This is a genomic window from Muricauda brasiliensis, assembly GCF_003057865.1.
Taxonomy (GTDB): domain Bacteria; phylum Bacteroidota; class Bacteroidia; order Flavobacteriales; family Flavobacteriaceae; genus Flagellimonas; species Flagellimonas chongwuensis.
The window spans coordinates 103,703-121,355 of record NZ_QBTW01000003.1; the positions used below are offsets into that span (position 1 = coordinate 103,703).

The window sequence follows — 17,653 nt, forward strand, 5'->3', positions numbered from 1 at the left end:
TTTCATGATTGTAATTGTGTTTAATCAATCCGCTTGTAATTTTCTGAAAATGTTCTGTTTCCGTCAGAATCAACTGTGATTTGGCTGAAGGTGTCTTCTTTGAGAATAAGTTCGAAGGTAAAGTTTCGCATGGTATCCAATGCTTTCATCATATCATCGTCACCATATTCGATTACTTCTATCAAAGAATTGTCCGTAACTCTATAAGATCCATAGCCAAACCTTCCATTAGGATCGTCCGGAACGTATCGGGTCCACATAATTTTTTCCTTGGAGTACATTTTAACCTGTCTGTATCCATCCGATTTTTCTATGGTATCTATAACGTTTTCCCCGTCATAGTTGTAAAAACTTTGAAGCTCCCATGTTCCTTCAATAGTTGGGTCCTTTGGTTCGTGCTCCGTGAAACTTCCTGCTATCACGAAAACGAAAACAAGAGTGAAAAGTAAAACTAATTTTTTCATAATGCCCTACTTTTAAGGTTTAATAAGTCTCTAAAAGATAGGAATAATTTTTGATAAAATTAAGTTTTTGGGTGCTTAACTTTAACATTTTCACAATATTCAAAAGACATCTCGTACAATGCAGAAACTAAAGAACAAGGTGTGTTATGATATATTTTCAGAAAAAAGGGTTACTATTTGAAGATACTTGATTCAATGGTCTGAAATTATCAATAATCAAACATTTCTTTGTTAAAATGTTTGATTTGTAAAAAAAAATAACCACTTTTCGCCCTTATTCACTTAAACCTAACCTAATGAAAAGCATGTTTTTTACGTTTGCTGCAATGCTCTTATGCATTGTCGCATATGGTCAAACCATTACGGGTACCGTGTCCGATGTATCAGGGACACCATTACCAGGTGTGACCATAGTGGTGGGTGGTACAAATATTGGAACCACTACCGATTTTGATGGAAACTACTCCATTAGTGCCTCAAGCGGGCAAGTATTACGATTTTCCTATATAGGGATGAAGGCAAAAGATGTTACTGTAGGTTCCGAAACCACAGTCAATGTTGTTTTGGAAGAAGATTCAACACAGTTGGATGAAGTTGTTGTGACCGCGTTCGGGGTGGAGCAAAAGCAAAAATCCCTTGGGTATTCTGTAACTAAAGTTGATACGGAAGACCTCAATTTGGCAGGTCAGGCGAATCCTGTAGAAAGCTTGCAGGGGCGTGTTGCCGGTGTTCAAATAAATAGGTCTTCCGGTTCTTCCGGTGGAGGGGTTGATATTTTGATTCGTGGAGTTACATCAATTAATCCGGATAGAAGTAACCAGCCATTGATCATTGTAGATGGACTCGCTTTGAACAACGATACATTTTCTGGAGAAGTTAGGCCAAGTGCAGGATCAAATTCGCCAAACAGCTCGGAGCAATTTGCCTTTTCCAATAGGGCAGGGGATTTAAACCCAGAGGATATCGAGAGTTTCAATATTTTAAAGGGAGCAGCTGCAACTGCACTTTATGGAGTAAGAGCTGCCAATGGCGCTATCATAATCACTACAAAAAAAGGAAAACAGGGCAAGGCAAAAATAAATCTAACGGCTTCGACTACCTTTAGAAATGTTAAGACAACGCCCTCATTGCAAACTACGTACAGAGAGGGTTTTAATGGCCAACCAAGAACTTTGTACGACCCAGATTCTGAGACAGGATTCAACCGTGTGCAAAATGCCACATCATTTTACTCATGGGGACCAGCTTATTCTGTTGATTCCATTGATTTGGGAGAAGGTAACATAGTTGACCTTTCTGATGATAGATTTTATAGTCCGTACGATATTTTTAGAACTGGTTTCAATTCACAGTTAAACCTTAGTTTGAGCGGGGCCAACGAAAAGTTGGATTATTTCTTTTCTATGGGTAATAATAATGAACAAGGAATATTGCCCAATACAGATTACACAAAAAATAATTTCAGACTTAAAGCGGGTTATAAGGTTACCGATAATTTTAGTATTGAAGGCTCGGTTGCCTTTTCCAATTCAGGAGGAAGAAGGGCCAACGGGGGTGATAAATCAGTTATGAGTGCATTGTCCTATTACTCTGGTACATTTCCAATAAACGATTATATGAATCCTGATGGGAGTGAGAGGGATTATTCGTTCGGGATTATCGACAACCCGAGATATTTGATGGAAACAAGTAGTTTGGAAGATGATGTAAACCGTTGGATAGGTAATACTACTCTTAAATGGTCTCCGAAGGACTGGGTCACTTTTACATATGCTGCACAAATTGACAATTACTCCGATGCTCGTAATCGCTACGTAGGGCCGGATTTGGACGGTGGTTCACAAGTTGGCGGGTTTATTCTGGAGCAGAATATCAATTTTACAGGAATTGAATCTAACTTTTTGGCGGCATTCAATAAATCTTGGTCAGAGGATTTTACAACTGACCTTACCGTTGGTCACCAGTTATCTGATGCAAAAAGAACTTACCTAGAGGCTCGCGGAGAAGGCTTGAATGTGCCGGGAATAAATGAGCTTGGAAATACAACCAACTACTTTATCAACAAAACAGTAGAGCAAAATAGAATTGTTGGTCTATTTGGAGAATTAAAACTGGGGTACAAGGATAAACTGTTTTTATCCGTTACGGGAAGAAATGACTGGATTTCAACCTTGTCCAAGGATGGAAGGTCATTCTTTTACCCATCGGTAAGTTTGGCCTACGATGTATCCGACCTATTTGGGGAGAACGATGTATTCACTTTTGGGAAGCTAAGAGCTTCTTGGGCGGAAGTAGGAAAAGGACCCGATTTTGGGCAAGATGGTCAGTATTTTGTAGTGGATGGCGACTTTCCCTTTGCAGGAGTTGGTGGTTACCGAAGAAGTACGTCCAGAGGATTTGAAATAGTTCCGGAGAGAAACCAATCTACTGAGTTTGGTGCCGACCTCAGGTTCTTGGACAATAGAATAAGGCTGGATTACGCTTATTTTAATACCAGGGTCAAAGATCAGATATTCGGAGTAGGAACCGCTTATTCTTCCGGTTATTCCAGGATTATTAGAAATGCAGGGGATTATGAAGTCTTTGGTCATGAATTTCTATTGAGCGCGGACATTATCCGTAACCAAGATCTTAGATGGGAAGTAATACTAAACTGGTCCACCAGTGAAGGGGAAGTGCTGGATATCCCAGATGATGTAGAATCCATCATATTTGCCGACTCTGGTTTTGCAGGAGTAACCTCGGAAGTTAGGGAAGGTGATAAAATGGGTAATCTGTATGGTTACACATGGACTTATGAAAACGGACAATTGTATTTGGATTCAGAAGGTTACCCAGTAATCAACTTGGATGAGAGGGTCATTGTCGGTAATGCCTTTCCGGATTTTATATCCTCCATAGGAAGTAATTTCAACTATAAGGGCATTGGTCTTAACTTTTTGCTAGAATGGAAAAAGGGCGGAGATTTGTATGATGCAGGATTAAGAAACTCCATTAGAAATGGTAATCCGTTAAGCACCTTGCAGCGAGATGTAAATGTAGTCTTGGACGGTGTAATGGATGATGGAAACGGTGGCTTCGTAACCAATACAACGGAAGCTCTCATAGACCAAAATTATTACCGAAACTCAAATGCATATAACAGGGCGTCGGAAGTATTGGTGCAAGATGCTTCTTGGGTGAAATTGAGAAATATTTCATTGTCCTACGATATCAAAAGCAATTTGATCAAGGACCTCAATTTGGAAAGGGTAAGTATATCAGCAAGTGCCAACAACATACTTTTGTGGACACCTTTTGATGGATATGACCCAGAAGGAAACCAATATAGCGCGGGAAGCAACGTATATGGTTTTACAGGATTGAACATCCCGCTTAGTCAGAGTTATACATTGGGATTGAACGTTGCATTTTAAAAAAAGGAATTATGAAAAAAGTAAGTATAATAAAAACACTTTTACTGTTCTCCCTTGTATGTGCTACAGGTTGCAGTGAAGACTATTTTGATGTAAACACGCCATCCAATACGGCTCCCTTGGAGGATTTAAGGATGCAGGACCTTATGGCACCTGTAATTCATAGTACTATGGAGGGACAGCGATCCGCAGAGCTTTCCTTTGGAAACTATGTTCAATATTTTGTTACCACGGGGGGCGGTGCCGCAGGACAGACATCTGCAGCCGGTCTTTGGGAACAGGTATATCTATATGTGTTGCCAAATCTAGATGCTATAAAATCTAAGGCAGATGAGGTTGGAGCCACTCATATAGATGCGGTAGCGGATATACTTTTAGCCGCCAATATTGGCATAGCAACAGATACATGGGACAATATACCCTATTCTGAGGCTAGTAACGGGCCCGACAACAACTTTCCAGAGTTTGATGACCAACAGGAAATTTATACAGAGATTTTTGCTCTACTGGATGGTGCAATCTCTAAATTAGGAGGACCGGACAATTCGGGTTTTGACCTGGGTTCATCTGATTTAATTTATGGAGGTGATTCAGAAAAGTGGTTAAAATTGGCTTATTCTTTAAAAGCACGTTATCAATTACACTTGGTAAACAAAGGGGTGGTTACTCCCGCCGAGGTATTGGCATCGGTAGAAAATGGGTTTGATTCCAACGAGGATAACTTCACAATGTACTATGATGATAGGAACATTAATCCTTGGTATTCAGAAGAAATCTTGGCAAGACGTACAGGCAACTTGAGCAAGGATATTGCAAGTCAGTTGGTAAGCTCTATGAACGGAGATTATTATCCTTTTCAAGACGGATTGGTAGAGATAGACCCTAGACTACCTTTGTTTGCGGAGAATGGAGATGAAGCTGAATATAAAGGATTTGTAAGCGGGGGAGCAGGAGTAGCTCCAGATGGAACAGATGCCAACGCGAGATTTAGAGAGGATGGTTTTTACACCAGCATAGATTCACCACTTATCCTTATAAGCTATGCAGAAGTAATGTTCATTAAAGCAGAGGCCGAATTTTTGGCCAATGGTGGCGATGAAACAAGTATGGGGTCGACGGCGGCCGCCTATTCCGCCTATATGGATGGGATTGCCGCAAGTATGGAAATGTACGATGTTGACGGAACCGACTATATGACCGATGGGGCTGTGGATGTGGGGCAAGGGTCTCTTATGTTGCACCATATTATGAAGGAAAAGTATATACACAACTTTTTGAACCCGGAAACTTTTGTGGATTACAGACGATATGATTTTTCTGACGATGTTTTCACCGGCTTAGAGATTAGAAGCGAAGAAGAAAGCGCCGACACCGAGTTTCAGGGACAATGGTTCAGAAGAGCCAATTACCCAGCCACAGAATTGAACCGAAACGAAGCAAATGTGCTCGCCAACCAACAGGAACCTGTAGTTCCAGTTTGGTGGGACGAATAGACTTGATTATATATTTTAATGAAAAAAGGCCATCCGATCGGATGGCCTTTGATATTTGTAGATTTGTCTAGAATTAAAAAACATCCTCTTTGGTCAGGTACAATAGCCCTTCACCTGTTTCATTTAAAATACGTTTGGTGCGTAGGTAGCGATTATAATTATATTCATCAAAATCATCAGAATTTTGGTCCATAGTGCTTATATGGACATTTCCGGCGGAGTGAATAAACTGGTTGTCGCCAATCCACATTCCCACATGGATTACACGTTCCGAAGTGGAATCAGTGGCTTTGCGTCCAAAGAACAAAAGGTCTCCGGCAATCAGTTTGTCAAAATCTTTTGAATCGTCAACCAAAGTTCCTTCATGAATCTGTTGTGAAGCATCTCGGGGGATGATCATTCCGTTCATTAAATAAACAGTTTTGGTAAAACCACTACAATCCACACCTTTGGTGGAAGTACCTCCCCATAAATAGGGTACACCGAGCATTGTTTTGGAGGTCTCGACCAAACTTTCCTTCGTAAATGCCAAGCCGGATTTCCATTCGTTAAAAGTGTTAGCTTCCTCTTTTGGCAGATATGCTTCCCGTCCATCCGGATATTTTATTTGATAAAAATTGCCGCTATCGGCAATCAAACTGAAAATATTCCCGGCAACTACATCGGAAACGACTTCAGAACCAACATCAGCTGAGGTGTAAGACTTCCCATAAGTATTCGTATAGATTGCCTTGTCAGTTGCTTGCCAGGCATCAAAGTCCTCCTTGTTCATCAATTCAATACCACCAGCATCGACCCACCCGAGATACTTATCCGGAGTTTGGATAAGGTACCAGCTTCTCTCTTTTTGATATACGTTTAGAGGCATTCCCAAGGTGCCCTGTGTGACCAATTCTGCAGAATGGGCAGGTTTTGACCGCAGGTTGGCAACGGAATTATTGATTACCCCGTAAATCATTCCCTCTAACTTTTTTGAAGGCAATACCTCAATACTGTCCGTGTATGCTATTTTTTGGGAATCCAACTCTTTTTTAAAAGCACTCAAGGCTTCTGGAAGGTTGGTTTTGCCCTTTATAACATAACCCGAAGAATTCTTCTCAGATTGAATATCAAAAAGAGCTACGCGCTTGTCTGGTGCATAGGTTTCTTTCACCGAGTTTATAATTGAATCAACTTTATTTGCTTCTTCGGCTTTCTCTTGTTGACATGATATAAAAAGAAGGCTTGTCAATGCTAGGTGTAGCATTCCAGTTTTTAGGGAGTGGGTAAATTTCATTCTGTGAGTTAGTATTTAAAATGTGTTGGTATCCGCAAATTAATCAATAAAAGAGAAATGCTTCTCAACTAACATGCTCATTAACACTTCTAATCAATTTTTCAATGTCGTTTTTGTTATGATAGGCGCTAAGCACAATACGACTTACCAAAGGCCCATTTTCATTAGGGTAATTGAAGTTGGTAAAAACAAACCCATCTTTGTTCAAGGCTGTTGCCATTCCGATATCCTGAAACTCAAAAGTAGGATGTCCCTCCATGTGCGAGAAAAAGGAGTGGTTTTTCAATAAACTTATAAAGTACCGATGGTTTTCCTCAAGTATTTGTAAGCGTCCGAAGTATATTTGTTCGGCTCCTAACAGTGTTGCCATAAATGCTGGTGATGCAGGACTTGCCCCCCCGAAAAAGGGAGTGTTTTTGAGGTTTTCAATCCCGGCTTTATCACCAAACACTGCTCCTGCCTGTATGCCAAGCGCTTTTCCTAAGGAACAGCATACAAAAAGATTCGCCGGCTTCAATTTCTTTAGGGTTTGATAACAACCATTCCCATGATTTCCAATAATGCCAATACCGTGTGAATCATCCCCCACTAGAATTATCTTTTCCAAAGGCAGTTTTTGCAAATCCTGAAAATTAGGAAATTGTTTACCGGAAAAATCTATGGTGTCAAAAAGAACTACAGGCAATTTCTCGGAATCTGTTGCCGTTGACACAGCGTTTAAAAGCTGTTCAAAGTCCCTGGCTTGTTCCACACCATGTATTAATAGTGCGGTGTGGGCATTGGGTGCCGCAAATACGGGATGGCCCTGGGCTAATAGCTTGTGTACGACCAATTGCGCTGCCAAATAGCCGCTGGACATGATCAAACAACCTTCACTGCCAACCCAGTTCGCCAAATAATTTTCAGCTTCTTCGTAAATGTCCAATTGTACATTCGATTTTCTGGAAGCCCCATAATGCAGTCCGTATTTGGATACATTTTTTAAATACAATGTTTTGAACGGTTCATAGTTTTGCAAACCTAAATAGGAGGTACCCCCAAAATATAAATGGAGTTTTCCGTTCACTAGGATTTGTCTATCAGGTATGCTTTGAATGGGATAGGCCATTAGAGCAATTCTATGCCGCTACCGGGTAACTTGGGGAACACCACTTTTCCACCTTCTAAAATTTCAACACCTTTGGCGATATCACCTTTTAGGAGCATGGCACCATCCATATCCACATAATCCAACTGTGGCAATAGTTGTGCAATGGCTGAAATGCCTACTGTAGACTCTGTCATGCAGCCCACCATAAGTTGTAACCCAAGCTCTCGCCCTTTTTTGATCATGCGGCGGGCAGGGGTGAGCCCCCCGCATTTGGTCAATTTAATGTTAATACCGTGAAAATAACCTCCGCATTGTTCCACATCGCTCTCTATAATACAACTTTCGTCGGCGATGACCGGAAGAACGGATTGCTCCTTCACCAAGGACATTCCTTCCCAATCATCGGCCTTGAGTGGCTGTTCCAAAAACTCTACGCCAAGTTCCTTCAATAACGGCGCATTCTTAATGGTTTCCTCTGCGCTCCATGCGGTGTTGGCATCTATCCTGAAAATGCTATCGGTGTGTTTGCGCAATTCGCGAACTATGGCAACATCATCCGAAGTTCCTAACTTAATTTTATACAACGGCCATGGTTTCTCTTGGAGTTTGGCCACCATTTTATCGATGGTGTCTATTCCGATGGTATAGTTGGTCATTGGATATTTCTCGTTGGAAGTTCCCCAGATTTCGTAGAGCGGTTTGCCCTTTAGCTTGCCATAAAGATCGTTCGCGGCCAAATCCAAGGCACAAAGCGTAAATTTATGAAGGTCGAGTGACTCCAAAAACTCGTAAAAGTTTTCGGGAGAGTCAAATTCATAATTTTCAATTTGATCTTGGACCGCTTCTATCTCGGCCATCATCCCTTCAATGGTAATTTTATAATACGGATTGGAAGTGGCTTCGCCATAACCCGTTTTTCCATCTAAAGAAAGACAAACAATCAAGGTGTCTTGCTCGTCCCGGGACTCTCTGGAAATGGTAAAGGTATGTGCTAGTTGAAGGATATATTTTTTGAGCTTTATCTGCATAGTTTTTTGGTATTGTAATCATGCTAAGATAGGGTTTCACACAAACATTATAAAAACAAAGGCCCACTGAAAAATCAATGGGCCTTTGCATATGTAAAGGGAATTGGATTAATATTTGCTTACACTGCCCGAAACGGATTTTTTGGTCTGAACGCTGGCATCACCAGTGTACTTGATATCCGCTCCACTGCTGGCATCGGCCACTAAGGATTCCGAAACATTCACGGAAATATCGGCTCCGCTACTGGCATCAGCGTTACATCTTTTTACAATTAGATCTTGCGCTTTAATATCAGAACCGCTACTTGCATCCGCAAAAAGGGCATCTGCCTGACCTGATACTCTAATATCGGCACCGCTACTGGCATCGGCGGAAACTTCGCCGGCCATAATCTCAACATGTAAATCGGCACCGCTGCTGGCATCCAATTCAATATTCTCGGACTTTATCACATTTTGGGCGATAAGGTCTGCACCACTGGAACTTTCCAAAGCAGTAATTTCCGGTAGGGTCACATATACATTTTTGGTCGCACGTCCGATATTTTCAATAGCATGGATTTTTAATCTGCCATCTTTAATGTCGGTACCTATTAGGTCGATGATGTTCTCGTCGGCTTCGACGGTAATGTGAAAGTCAGAGCCTTGGGTCACGAATACATCGATACCTTCCGAGGCGGATACGACGTCGAAATCCTCTTTTACATCTCGACTCTCTTCTACGACTTCGCCGTTACCTGTTTTTCCGTTGCCGAAGTTCACATCCATCATGCATGAGGATGCAAAGAGGGATAGGAGTGCGGCGATTGCTAATCTTGCTAGTGTTGTCATGATTGTTGTTTTAGTATTGATTGATTGTGATAATTAGTGTTTTCTGAAAATAATTTCAGTGTAAATGTCCGTTTTTATGTGTGCGTTTTAAATAATGATCTACTGAATTGACGAATTAAGTGACTCAATTGTTACTTTTTTCTTTGGCTTTAACATTTACCCCGTTTTCATCGATTTTCAATTGAACGGAATCTTCAGCATCCTGAATGTTAATATCTATGCCATCTTCATTGATGATTATTCTTCCATTTCCATCAGAATCATCGTCATCGGTGTCATCTTCGGGGCAATCCAAACACTGTAATTCCCCATCATTGTTCATTAACCAGTGTTGGCCGGCCATGCCACTTCTATAAAAACCTTGGTCGTTATCAATTCCCCTACCAATATATCGGCTTGTGTTATCATCAAAGTGGACCGTCATGGATTCTGGTACATAAATAGTTACGGTAACCTCTTGGTTTCTGGCCTTGTTCGATATCTCGGTGGTCAAATATTTGTCCAAGACAATCTCATTGCCATCTACCGTGTAGGCGTACTCTATGTTCCTAGCACGGTCACGTGCTGCTGGTGTAGAGCTTCCATCTGCATCCTTTCTAATATTAATACTGATGGAATCCGTATCCGATTTTCTTATTTTGATATCAATTTCGTCGGACATTAAAATTCGGTCGTCGTTTTCGTCATAACCGAAGGTCATCCTACCAAAATGAATATCATCACGATCGTAATCCATATCGGCATCTTTCATGGTAATGATCAAGGTATCCGATGGAACAGTAAAGTTGACTTCTTCATTTTGGTTCACGCTTCCGGTGTATGAAAATTCGGCAGCTTGCTTCACTCCGAGGGCAATCAATGCTCCTATAGAGATCAACCAAAGTCCCAGCAAGGAGAATTTTGCAATGTTCCCGATGGACTTTAGGTTGGTTACCAAGATCTTCAACCCTAGGTACATCACAAAGAAGAATGGAATCCCAAAGGCGAAGAAACCGAATAACAAGGTGGCCCAAACTGGAATTATACCAGCCTCGATAATAGTATTGTAAAGGTCTATGATCGGGAAATTGGAAGCATCGAATGCGCCGAGCGTTACTATGGCGATAAACAGTGCAATTAGGTTTGCCGCACCGACCAGTACCAATATAATACCGATGAACTTACCGAATAATTTAAATAGGAACAGGATAATGTCCCCGATAGTATCAAAAAAGGTCTTGGAGCTGCTTTTGACCCTGTTGCCCACCTTTTCGTAGTCAACACTTTTTACCTTGTCGGCAACATCATCAAACCCCTCTTTAACTTTGCGTTCTATATTGCTGATGTTGACGGGCTCCCCCCGCATATCCAACTTTTGGGAAGTGGTAATTGCTTCGGGGACCAAAATCCAAAGTAGTATATAGGCGATAAGCCCAAAACCACTTGTAAATACGGCCAATAGAATAAAAATGAGTCTTACCCAAAGGGCATCGATGCCCAAATAGTGTTCCAAACCTGCGCAGACACCACCAATATATTTGTGGTCGATATCCCTGTAGAGCTTTTTAGCTTTGCCTGGAGTAGGTTCAGCGTAGCTCCTTTTGGGTTCGTCCTCAAAAATATCCTCGTCCACCATGTAATCTTCGGGCTGGCCCATTACATCGATTACTTGATCAACTTCTTTATGGGTGATTACTTGTCGCTCGTTCTCCATTTTTTCGAGAAAGAGCTCTGCTATCCTTGCCTCAATATCGGCAATGATCTCGTCGCTTCCCTTGGTACCGGAAAAGGAGCGTTTTATGGACTCCAAGTACCGTCTCAGCTTGTTATACGCATCGTCGTCTATATGGAAGAGCGTATTTGCTAAATTTATATTTACTGTCTTGTTCATTTTTTGATACTATTTTGTGTTGGTTACCAGATTGACTGCATTTCTAAGTTCGTCCCAGGTGCCGTTGAGTTCGTTAAGGAACAATTGGCCTGTTTCGGTGAGCGCGTAATATTTACGTGGTGGCCCAGAGGTGGATTCTTCCCAACGGTAGTTGAGCAATCCTGCGTTCTTTAGCCTTGTGAGCAAAGGATATATGGTACCTTCCACTACTAACATCTTTGCGTCCTTTAGGGCGTCCAGAATTTCGGAGGCATATTTGTCGTCATCCCTAAGAATGGACAAAATGCAGTACTCCAGAACCCCCTTGCGCATTTGTGCTTTTGTGTTTTCTATGTTCATAATTTCATGGTTCTAAATTTATGCTGAACTGGGTTCGGCATCTGATTAACAGTTTTTTCTTGTTCTCCAAACTTTGTTTGGTTTCGTTCCCACTCCAGTCCCCTGAATTGGGCAGGGGAGTGGAAACGGTTCTTTGATTGATGATTGTTTTTTTCGTTTTTTGATTAATGTTTAAACTCCTTTTCTTTGATTGATGATGAATATGTCGGAGGTGATTAAGCTCCTTTTATGATGAATGATTGATTTTATTCCCGTTGTGCTTCGTCCACAACTTTTTCGTTTTCGATGATTTGCATTTTTTCTACACCTACATTGCTCGATACAATAAATTTAAATTGCACAGGTCGCTCTTTCATAAAAAAGGTGTCCGTTGTTTTTGCGAAGAGCGTCGCTTGCATTCTTTCCGTTACCAATAGAAGCGTACCGTTGTCTTTTTTAATTTGAACCGTACCAACTTGCGGGGATGTATAGTTTCCCTCATAAGAATCCAATATCTCTTCAGATACTGTAATGGCTTCGGTGGTATCTTCGCTTTCCATCAAATGGTGGTCGTAGCTCAACTCTCTTTTAATTTTCCATTCACCATCGATTAGCATCCAAACGTGTGTAAATTTTGCGATATCACCTTTTTGATATTCGTTTTTTTCATTTAAAAATTCAAAACGATGAACACCATGTTGAATGGCCCCGTAGATTTCTCCATCCTTTTTAAGGGGGTAGACTTCAAGGCTTCCGTCTATCAATATTCTTTTGGAATACTGTGGTGCCGAAGGTTCTCTTTTTTCACAGTTTTCTCTGGTCGGCTTCAAAAAAGCTTCTCTTCCGTCTGTAAAACCACCCCTATCGTGGTAGAATTCAAAATCTTCGGTAAACAAAGATTCCATGGTTTCTACATCGCATCTATTAAAAGCGGCATCGAACAATAAACTGTCCTTGGATTTCAATAAGAGGTAGAGTTCCGATGTTGCTGGTTCCTGCGCTTGTGTTGAGCTCACCATGCATAAGGTCAAAATTCCAAATAGGTATCTAAGGTTCTTCATTACTTGATGAATTTAATGGTGAACGGATATTTGAAATACTCTCCCTCGTTGGTCCTTATAGTGGCCAAAATGGTAAATACAATGTTTACAACGGCCAAGGCCAATTGTAAAAAACCAGAAATACCCACCGGCCAGATCCATCTTCCGAACATAAAATCGTCACTGTCGATATGAAAATTCAAATTGTTGATGTCGCTCAATCCGTGAAACCCGAAAAAGTTCCAATCGAACAAGTCTGGCCAAAATCCAATAAAGAATGGGATAGTGACCAAACCTGCCACGATGGAATAAAGCAACATACTAATTTGAAAATTAAGAGCCTGTTTGCCGTTATAGTCGACAAACGCATGCTCTTTTTTGTTTGCGGTCCATAAGATCAACGGAAGTATAAAGTTTCCAAAAGGGATAAAGTACTTCGAGAACATGGACGCGTGGATGATCGCGGATAAATTTCGTTCGTGTTTGGTGATTGCAGTTGCCATTTTTGATTGATGTTTTTTGATTGTAAAATGGTAAACCTATTAGCTTACGATGCAAATATATATCCAAAAGATGGTACTATGCAAAGCAAAGTACTATCATTTAACAAAAAATTAACAATAATTGATACCATCTTTTTACCTATTTTTAAGCAGACTTAAATAAATAATATGGCACTTACACCCAGTAAAATCAATATGTTCACATTTATGAAGCTCCCTTCTGCATGGTGGTGCGGGGTGCGGCTTAAATATATTGATGATAAAAAAGCAATGACCACTGTAAAGCTCAAATGGATGAATCAGAATCCATTTAAATCGATGTTTTGGGCCGTTCAGGGGATGGCCGCCGAGTTGAGTACAGGAGCTTTAGTGATGAACGAAATCCAGAAAAGTGGTAAAAAAGTGTCCATGCTCGTAGCCAACAACAAAGCCAGCTTTACCAAAAAAGCTACGGGACGCATCAATTTCACCTGCGACGATGGGGAACTGATTGCCGATGCTATACAAAAAACCGTGGATACTGGGAAGGGACAAACCTGCTGGATGAAAGCCGTAGGGGTCAACCAAGATGGGGTAGAAGTGTCCACCTTTCATTTCGAATGGACGGTTAAGGTGAAGGGATAATTGCAAGATAAATGGATTGGAAAACTCGTAGAATTATTTATAAGATTAGGTTTAATCAATTTTTCCGAAATCTTAAACTCAAAATAAAGTTCAAAATCAAGGGTTTGCCTAAATGGCAACGTGCAAATGTTGTTGAGTACCCTGATTGTTTTTTAGTTACCACAATATGTACATTAAAAAATGGTCCGGGAGTTCATACCGATATTATAAGTAAAATTGAAAAAGAAAATTACGTACACAATGAACTGGCTAGAATTGTTTCAGAACATTTGGATCAATCTAGATGGGGAGTAGTAAACTTTGAAAATTATAAGCCTTTTGATGTCGTTTCCAAACTAACAGGCAGAAAATCAATTAAAAAGCAGATGCAAGATTCGAAAATGATTTCAATCTCTAGAAATAAAAAGCATATTGAAATTAGTCCCACAAAAAATGGAGGTTCAACTGGACCTAATCGGGGATATAATTTTGATTATGAATCAATTTTATTAGAATTACCTGTTAACGAAGAAAATTTCGAAAAGGAGATTAAAAGAGCGTTGGAAATGTGTAATTAAAAATTGTAACAAAACAACAATTTCCCCAACATATAAATAGAAATCAAAAAACATCCATACAGAATGAACGCACACGAAATAGATTATCAGATTTACGGCGAAGAAATGCAATATGTGGAAATAGAACTGGATCCACAAGAAGCTGTTGTTGCCGAAGCAGGCAGTTTTATGATGATGGACTCCGATATTAAAATGGACACCATCTTTGGTGATGGTTCGAACCAAGATACCGGGGTTTTGGGCAAGTTGTTTTCCGCGGGCAAGCGTTTGCTAACCGGAGAGAGCCTTTTCATGACCGCTTTCCTGAATATTGGTCAAGGTAAAAAACAGGTAAGCTTTGCTTCGCCCTATCCGGGTAAAATCGTTCCCATCGACCTATCTGAAAAAGGAGGAAAGTTCATCTGCCAGAAAGATGCATTCCTGTGCGCTGCCAAAGGTGTTTCCGTTGGTATTGAATTCTCCAAACGTTTGGGACGTGGTTTTTTTGGTGGGGAAGGTTTTATCATGCAAAAGTTGGAAGGCGATGGAATGGCCTTTGTACATGCCGGAGGCACCATGGCCAAAAAGGTATTGGCTCCAGGCGAGGTATTAAAAGTGGATACCGGTTGTATTGTCGGTTTTTCCCAGACCGTGGATTATAATATTGAGTTTATCGGGGGCATCCGAAACTCGGTGTTCGGTGGAGAAGGACTTTTCTTTGCTACGCTGCGCGGACCAGGAACCGTTTATATCCAATCCTTGCCATTTAGTAGGTTGGCCAGCCGTGTGTGGGCCGCTGCTCCTCGTGGTGGTGGAAAGGACAAGGGCGAAGGCAGCATCTTAGGTGGTCTTGGTGATTTGCTCGATGGCGATAACAGGTTTTAATTTTAGGAGTTAGGAATACGGTGTCTGAATTCCGATATCTGATTTCTGAAAAAATCACTTCTTTTGTGTCTATGAATTTCAAAGACCTGTTCCACTTTCTGGAAGAATTGCAACAAAACAATACTAAGGAATGGATGGATGCGAACCGTAAATGGTACAAATCCCTCCGCAACGATTTCATCACTTGGTTGGATGATTTGGACATCACCATGGCCCAGCTCCATGATGATTATTACCCCACTCCGGGCAAAAAGGGCATCAACCGTATCAATAATAATTTGATGTTCCACCCGAACAAGCCCATTTATAAAGATCATTTTGGTGCAGGGTTGGATAAAGCTCCCAATTCGGCCGATTTTTATATAGAGATAGGTTTGAAAAATTGCTTGTTGGCCGGAGGTCGCTGGCGACCAGACTCCAAAACCCTTGGCAGTATCCGGGATGCCATTGATTATAATGGAGAGGAACTGCAAAAGATACTGGACAAACCTTCTTTCAAAAAGATGTTCGGTGGTCTTTATGAAGACGAAAAACTGGTGTCATCCCCAAAAGGATTTTCCAATGACCATCCACACATAGAATTATTGCGTAATAAAACCTTTGCCGTGGAATATAAATTGACCAAAAAGGATGTGCTCCGAGATGATTTCAAGGAAAAAATCATTGAGGTTTACAAGGAAATGCTGCCCTTTCGTCAATATTTGAACCAAGCAGTTACTGTTTAGTCCAATTTGTCCGAAGCTTCTATCAAACGGGCCGATAGGTCTGGGCGTTCCATATCCTTATCATAAGGGAACATAGGCCGAATGATTCTTTTGTGCCCCAAACGCTCTAAGTCTTGATCTACACCGCCGGGGGTCAACATCATGATCCAGTCGCCCCTCATGTTGTAAAGTTCGGGAACCAAATAACCGATTTTCACCACGATAATGTCCGTTTCACTTGGTGTAAGTCCCAAGTTGGTGAAATCTGATTTTCGGTGGTACGGTTTCCTCTTTTTTGTCACAATCACATGGGCATTGCCCACTTTTACCACGACCTCGGTCTCGGCATGAACGTCGCCATATTTTATGGCGGTCACTTCACCTGTCAATTCCAGTGGTGGGGCATACCTATCGTCTATTTCGGCCCCAACAGGCGCACTGACTTGTTCACCAACACCAACTTTTATGGCTTCCTCGACCAGTTTAGGCCCAGGAATGGAGGCATAAATCAATGATTTGCCATCGGTTTTATGAAACTCTTCTCGTTTTAATAGTTCCGTCAGGGTCCAAGTGACATCCCCTGCGCCACCTGCGGTGGGGTTATCGCCCATATCGCTTAGCATAAAAGGTTTTTTGTCACTGGCAAGGGCAGTTTCCAAAGCTTCCTCATATGATTTTGTTGGGGCGACGAACTCAAACTCCTCTCTAACATCCCAAAAATTATTGGCCAATGTCTCCGCACTTTCTGTAACCGCTTTTTCGTCATCTCCTGTAACCATTACCACGGCATGGTTTCTGGGTTCGTCGGCCCAAGCGTAGCCAATCCAAATTGCGGCATCGATTACACCTTCTTTTTGCTCAACTTCGGGTACTTTGGCGTATAGACTTTTACCCGGTTCCACCCGGGTACTCGTTTTTTCTCCGGGCAGTAGGATGGGAACGGGAACCCAAGCTTTATATTTTGGTTTACCTTTTCCGGTTTCCAATCTAGTGACCAAGTTTTCCACCGCCCTCTTGCGTGACTCCGTAGCGTCTTCATGGGGCGCCATGCGGTAACAAGTAATCAGGTCGGAGTGTTGTGCCAAACGTTTGGAAACATTGCCGTGCAAGTCCATTGAAGTGGAAATCAACACATGGGTACCGACCACTTCACGGATTCTTTTGATGAGGTCGCCTTCAGGGTCGTCCAACCCTACAACACTCATCGCACCATGAATATCAAAGAAAAGACCATCATACGGCAAGTTTTCTTCTAACATGGAAAGAGTTTTTTCAACCAACGATTCGTAAGCTTCTCGGGTAACGGTACCTCCCGGCAAGGATTTTCCCACTAAAGTGGGGACCCATTCGGCCCGTTGCCTCAAAGATGAATCAGCTTCCATAAATGGATAACGGTTAAATATCGAATCCCCGATTTTAGGGTGAAAGGCTTCTTCATGGGTTAGGGCAGGTGAGAACGTACTGGATTCGATACCCAGGCCTGCAATGGCTATTCGGGGCAGTTTTTTTTCGGTGTTTTTCTCACAACCTATCAAAATGGAAAAAAGAAAAAGAAATAGTATGGGCTTTCGCATG

At 41.5% G+C, this 17,653-nt stretch carries 16 protein-coding genes; 6 read left to right on the forward strand and 10 right to left on the reverse strand.

Features of this window, described 5'->3' with window-relative positions:
• Window positions 1-20 precede the first annotated feature (20 nt).
• Window positions 21-464 carry a hypothetical protein gene (locus tag DCK90_RS02175; RefSeq protein ID WP_108244539.1) on the reverse strand — a complete coding sequence of 148 codons (444 nt, stop codon included), beginning with the start codon at window positions 462-464 and terminating at the stop codon, window positions 21-23.
• 296 nt (window positions 465-760) lie between these two features.
• On the opposite strand from DCK90_RS02175, the gene DCK90_RS02180 reads away from it, so the two are divergent.
• Together DCK90_RS02180 and DCK90_RS02185 are read left to right on the forward strand one after the other, a co-directional pair.
• A complete protein-coding gene (locus tag DCK90_RS02180; protein WP_108244540.1) occupies window positions 761-3,880 on the forward strand; it encodes a SusC/RagA family TonB-linked outer membrane protein in 3,120 nt (1,039 codons plus the stop codon).
• An 11-nt stretch (window positions 3,881-3,891) separates the two neighbouring features.
• Window positions 3,892-5,373: a SusD/RagB family nutrient-binding outer membrane lipoprotein gene (locus tag DCK90_RS02185; protein ID WP_108244541.1), complete on the forward strand. Its 1,482-nt coding sequence runs from the start codon at window positions 3,892-3,894 to the stop codon at window positions 5,371-5,373.
• Window positions 5,374-5,446: 73 nt separating this feature from the next.
• Here the strand turns inward: DCK90_RS02185 and DCK90_RS02190 are convergent, their stop codons facing one another.
• The 8 genes from DCK90_RS02190 to DCK90_RS02225 all read right to left on the reverse strand — a co-directional run bounded on the left by DCK90_RS02190 (window position 5,447) and on the right by DCK90_RS02225 (window position 13,329).
• The gene (locus tag DCK90_RS02190; RefSeq protein WP_108244542.1) at window positions 5,447-6,649 is read right to left on the reverse strand and encodes a C40 family peptidase; all 1,203 of its coding nucleotides are present in this window, start codon (window positions 6,647-6,649) and stop codon (window positions 5,447-5,449) included.
• Window positions 6,650-6,713: 64 nt separating this feature from the next.
• Window positions 6,714-7,757, reverse strand: a complete 1,044-nt coding sequence (locus tag DCK90_RS02195) for a PLP-dependent aminotransferase family protein (RefSeq protein WP_108244543.1) — start codon at window positions 7,755-7,757, stop codon at window positions 6,714-6,716.
• Window positions 7,757-8,767: a dipeptide epimerase gene (locus DCK90_RS02200; RefSeq protein ID WP_108244544.1), complete on the reverse strand. Its 1,011-nt coding sequence runs from the start codon at window positions 8,765-8,767 to the stop codon at window positions 7,757-7,759. Before DCK90_RS02200 ends, DCK90_RS02195 begins: the two co-directional genes overlap by 1 nt.
• Window positions 8,768-8,875: 108 nt before the next feature.
• Complete coding sequence (locus DCK90_RS02205) at window positions 8,876-9,598, reverse strand: head GIN domain-containing protein (protein WP_108244545.1); 723 nt, start codon at window positions 9,596-9,598, stop codon at window positions 8,876-8,878.
• 124 nt (window positions 9,599-9,722) lie between these two features.
• Window positions 9,723-11,468 carry a PspC domain-containing protein gene (locus tag DCK90_RS02210; RefSeq protein WP_108244546.1) on the reverse strand — a complete coding sequence of 582 codons (1,746 nt, stop codon included), beginning with the start codon at window positions 11,466-11,468 and terminating at the stop codon, window positions 9,723-9,725.
• 9 nt (window positions 11,469-11,477) lie between these two features.
• Window positions 11,478-11,807, reverse strand: coding sequence for a PadR family transcriptional regulator (locus DCK90_RS02215; protein ID WP_108244547.1), 330 nt, complete (start codon window positions 11,805-11,807; stop codon window positions 11,478-11,480).
• Window positions 11,808-12,052: 245 nt separating this feature from the next.
• Entirely contained in the window at window positions 12,053-12,847 is a 795-nt protein-coding gene (locus DCK90_RS02220; protein WP_108244548.1) for a nuclear transport factor 2 family protein, read from the reverse strand.
• The gene (locus tag DCK90_RS02225; protein ID WP_108244549.1) at window positions 12,847-13,329 is read right to left on the reverse strand and encodes a DUF4870 domain-containing protein; all 483 of its coding nucleotides are present in this window, start codon (window positions 13,327-13,329) and stop codon (window positions 12,847-12,849) included. The genes DCK90_RS02220 and DCK90_RS02225 overlap by 1 nt, the downstream gene beginning before the upstream one ends.
• A 168-nt stretch (window positions 13,330-13,497) precedes the next feature.
• Between DCK90_RS02225 and DCK90_RS02230 the strand changes: the two genes are divergently transcribed.
• The 4 genes from DCK90_RS02230 to DCK90_RS02245 all read left to right on the forward strand — a co-directional run bounded on the left by DCK90_RS02230 (window position 13,498) and on the right by DCK90_RS02245 (window position 16,099).
• Window positions 13,498-13,953 carry a DUF4442 domain-containing protein gene (locus DCK90_RS02230; RefSeq protein WP_108244550.1) on the forward strand — a complete coding sequence of 152 codons (456 nt, stop codon included), beginning with the start codon at window positions 13,498-13,500 and terminating at the stop codon, window positions 13,951-13,953.
• Window positions 13,954-13,964: 11 nt separating this feature from the next.
• Window positions 13,965-14,510: a hypothetical protein gene (locus DCK90_RS02235; RefSeq protein WP_108244551.1), complete on the forward strand. Its 546-nt coding sequence runs from the start codon at window positions 13,965-13,967 to the stop codon at window positions 14,508-14,510.
• Between the two features lie 63 nt (window positions 14,511-14,573).
• Entirely contained in the window at window positions 14,574-15,374 is an 801-nt protein-coding gene (locus DCK90_RS02240) for a TIGR00266 family protein (RefSeq protein ID WP_108244552.1), read from the forward strand.
• Window positions 15,375-15,445: 71 nt separating this feature from the next.
• On the forward strand, window positions 15,446-16,099 hold the full coding sequence (locus DCK90_RS02245) for a DUF2461 domain-containing protein (protein ID WP_108244553.1): 654 nt from the start codon (window positions 15,446-15,448) through the stop codon (window positions 16,097-16,099).
• Here DCK90_RS02245 and DCK90_RS02250 read toward each other — a convergent pair.
• Window positions 16,096-17,652 (reverse strand): M81 family metallopeptidase, encoded by a 1,557-nt coding sequence (locus tag DCK90_RS02250; RefSeq protein ID WP_108244554.1) that lies wholly within the window; start codon window positions 17,650-17,652, stop codon window positions 16,096-16,098. The genes DCK90_RS02245 and DCK90_RS02250 overlap by 4 nt on opposite strands.
• Between the last annotated feature and the right edge of the window lies 1 nt (window position 17,653).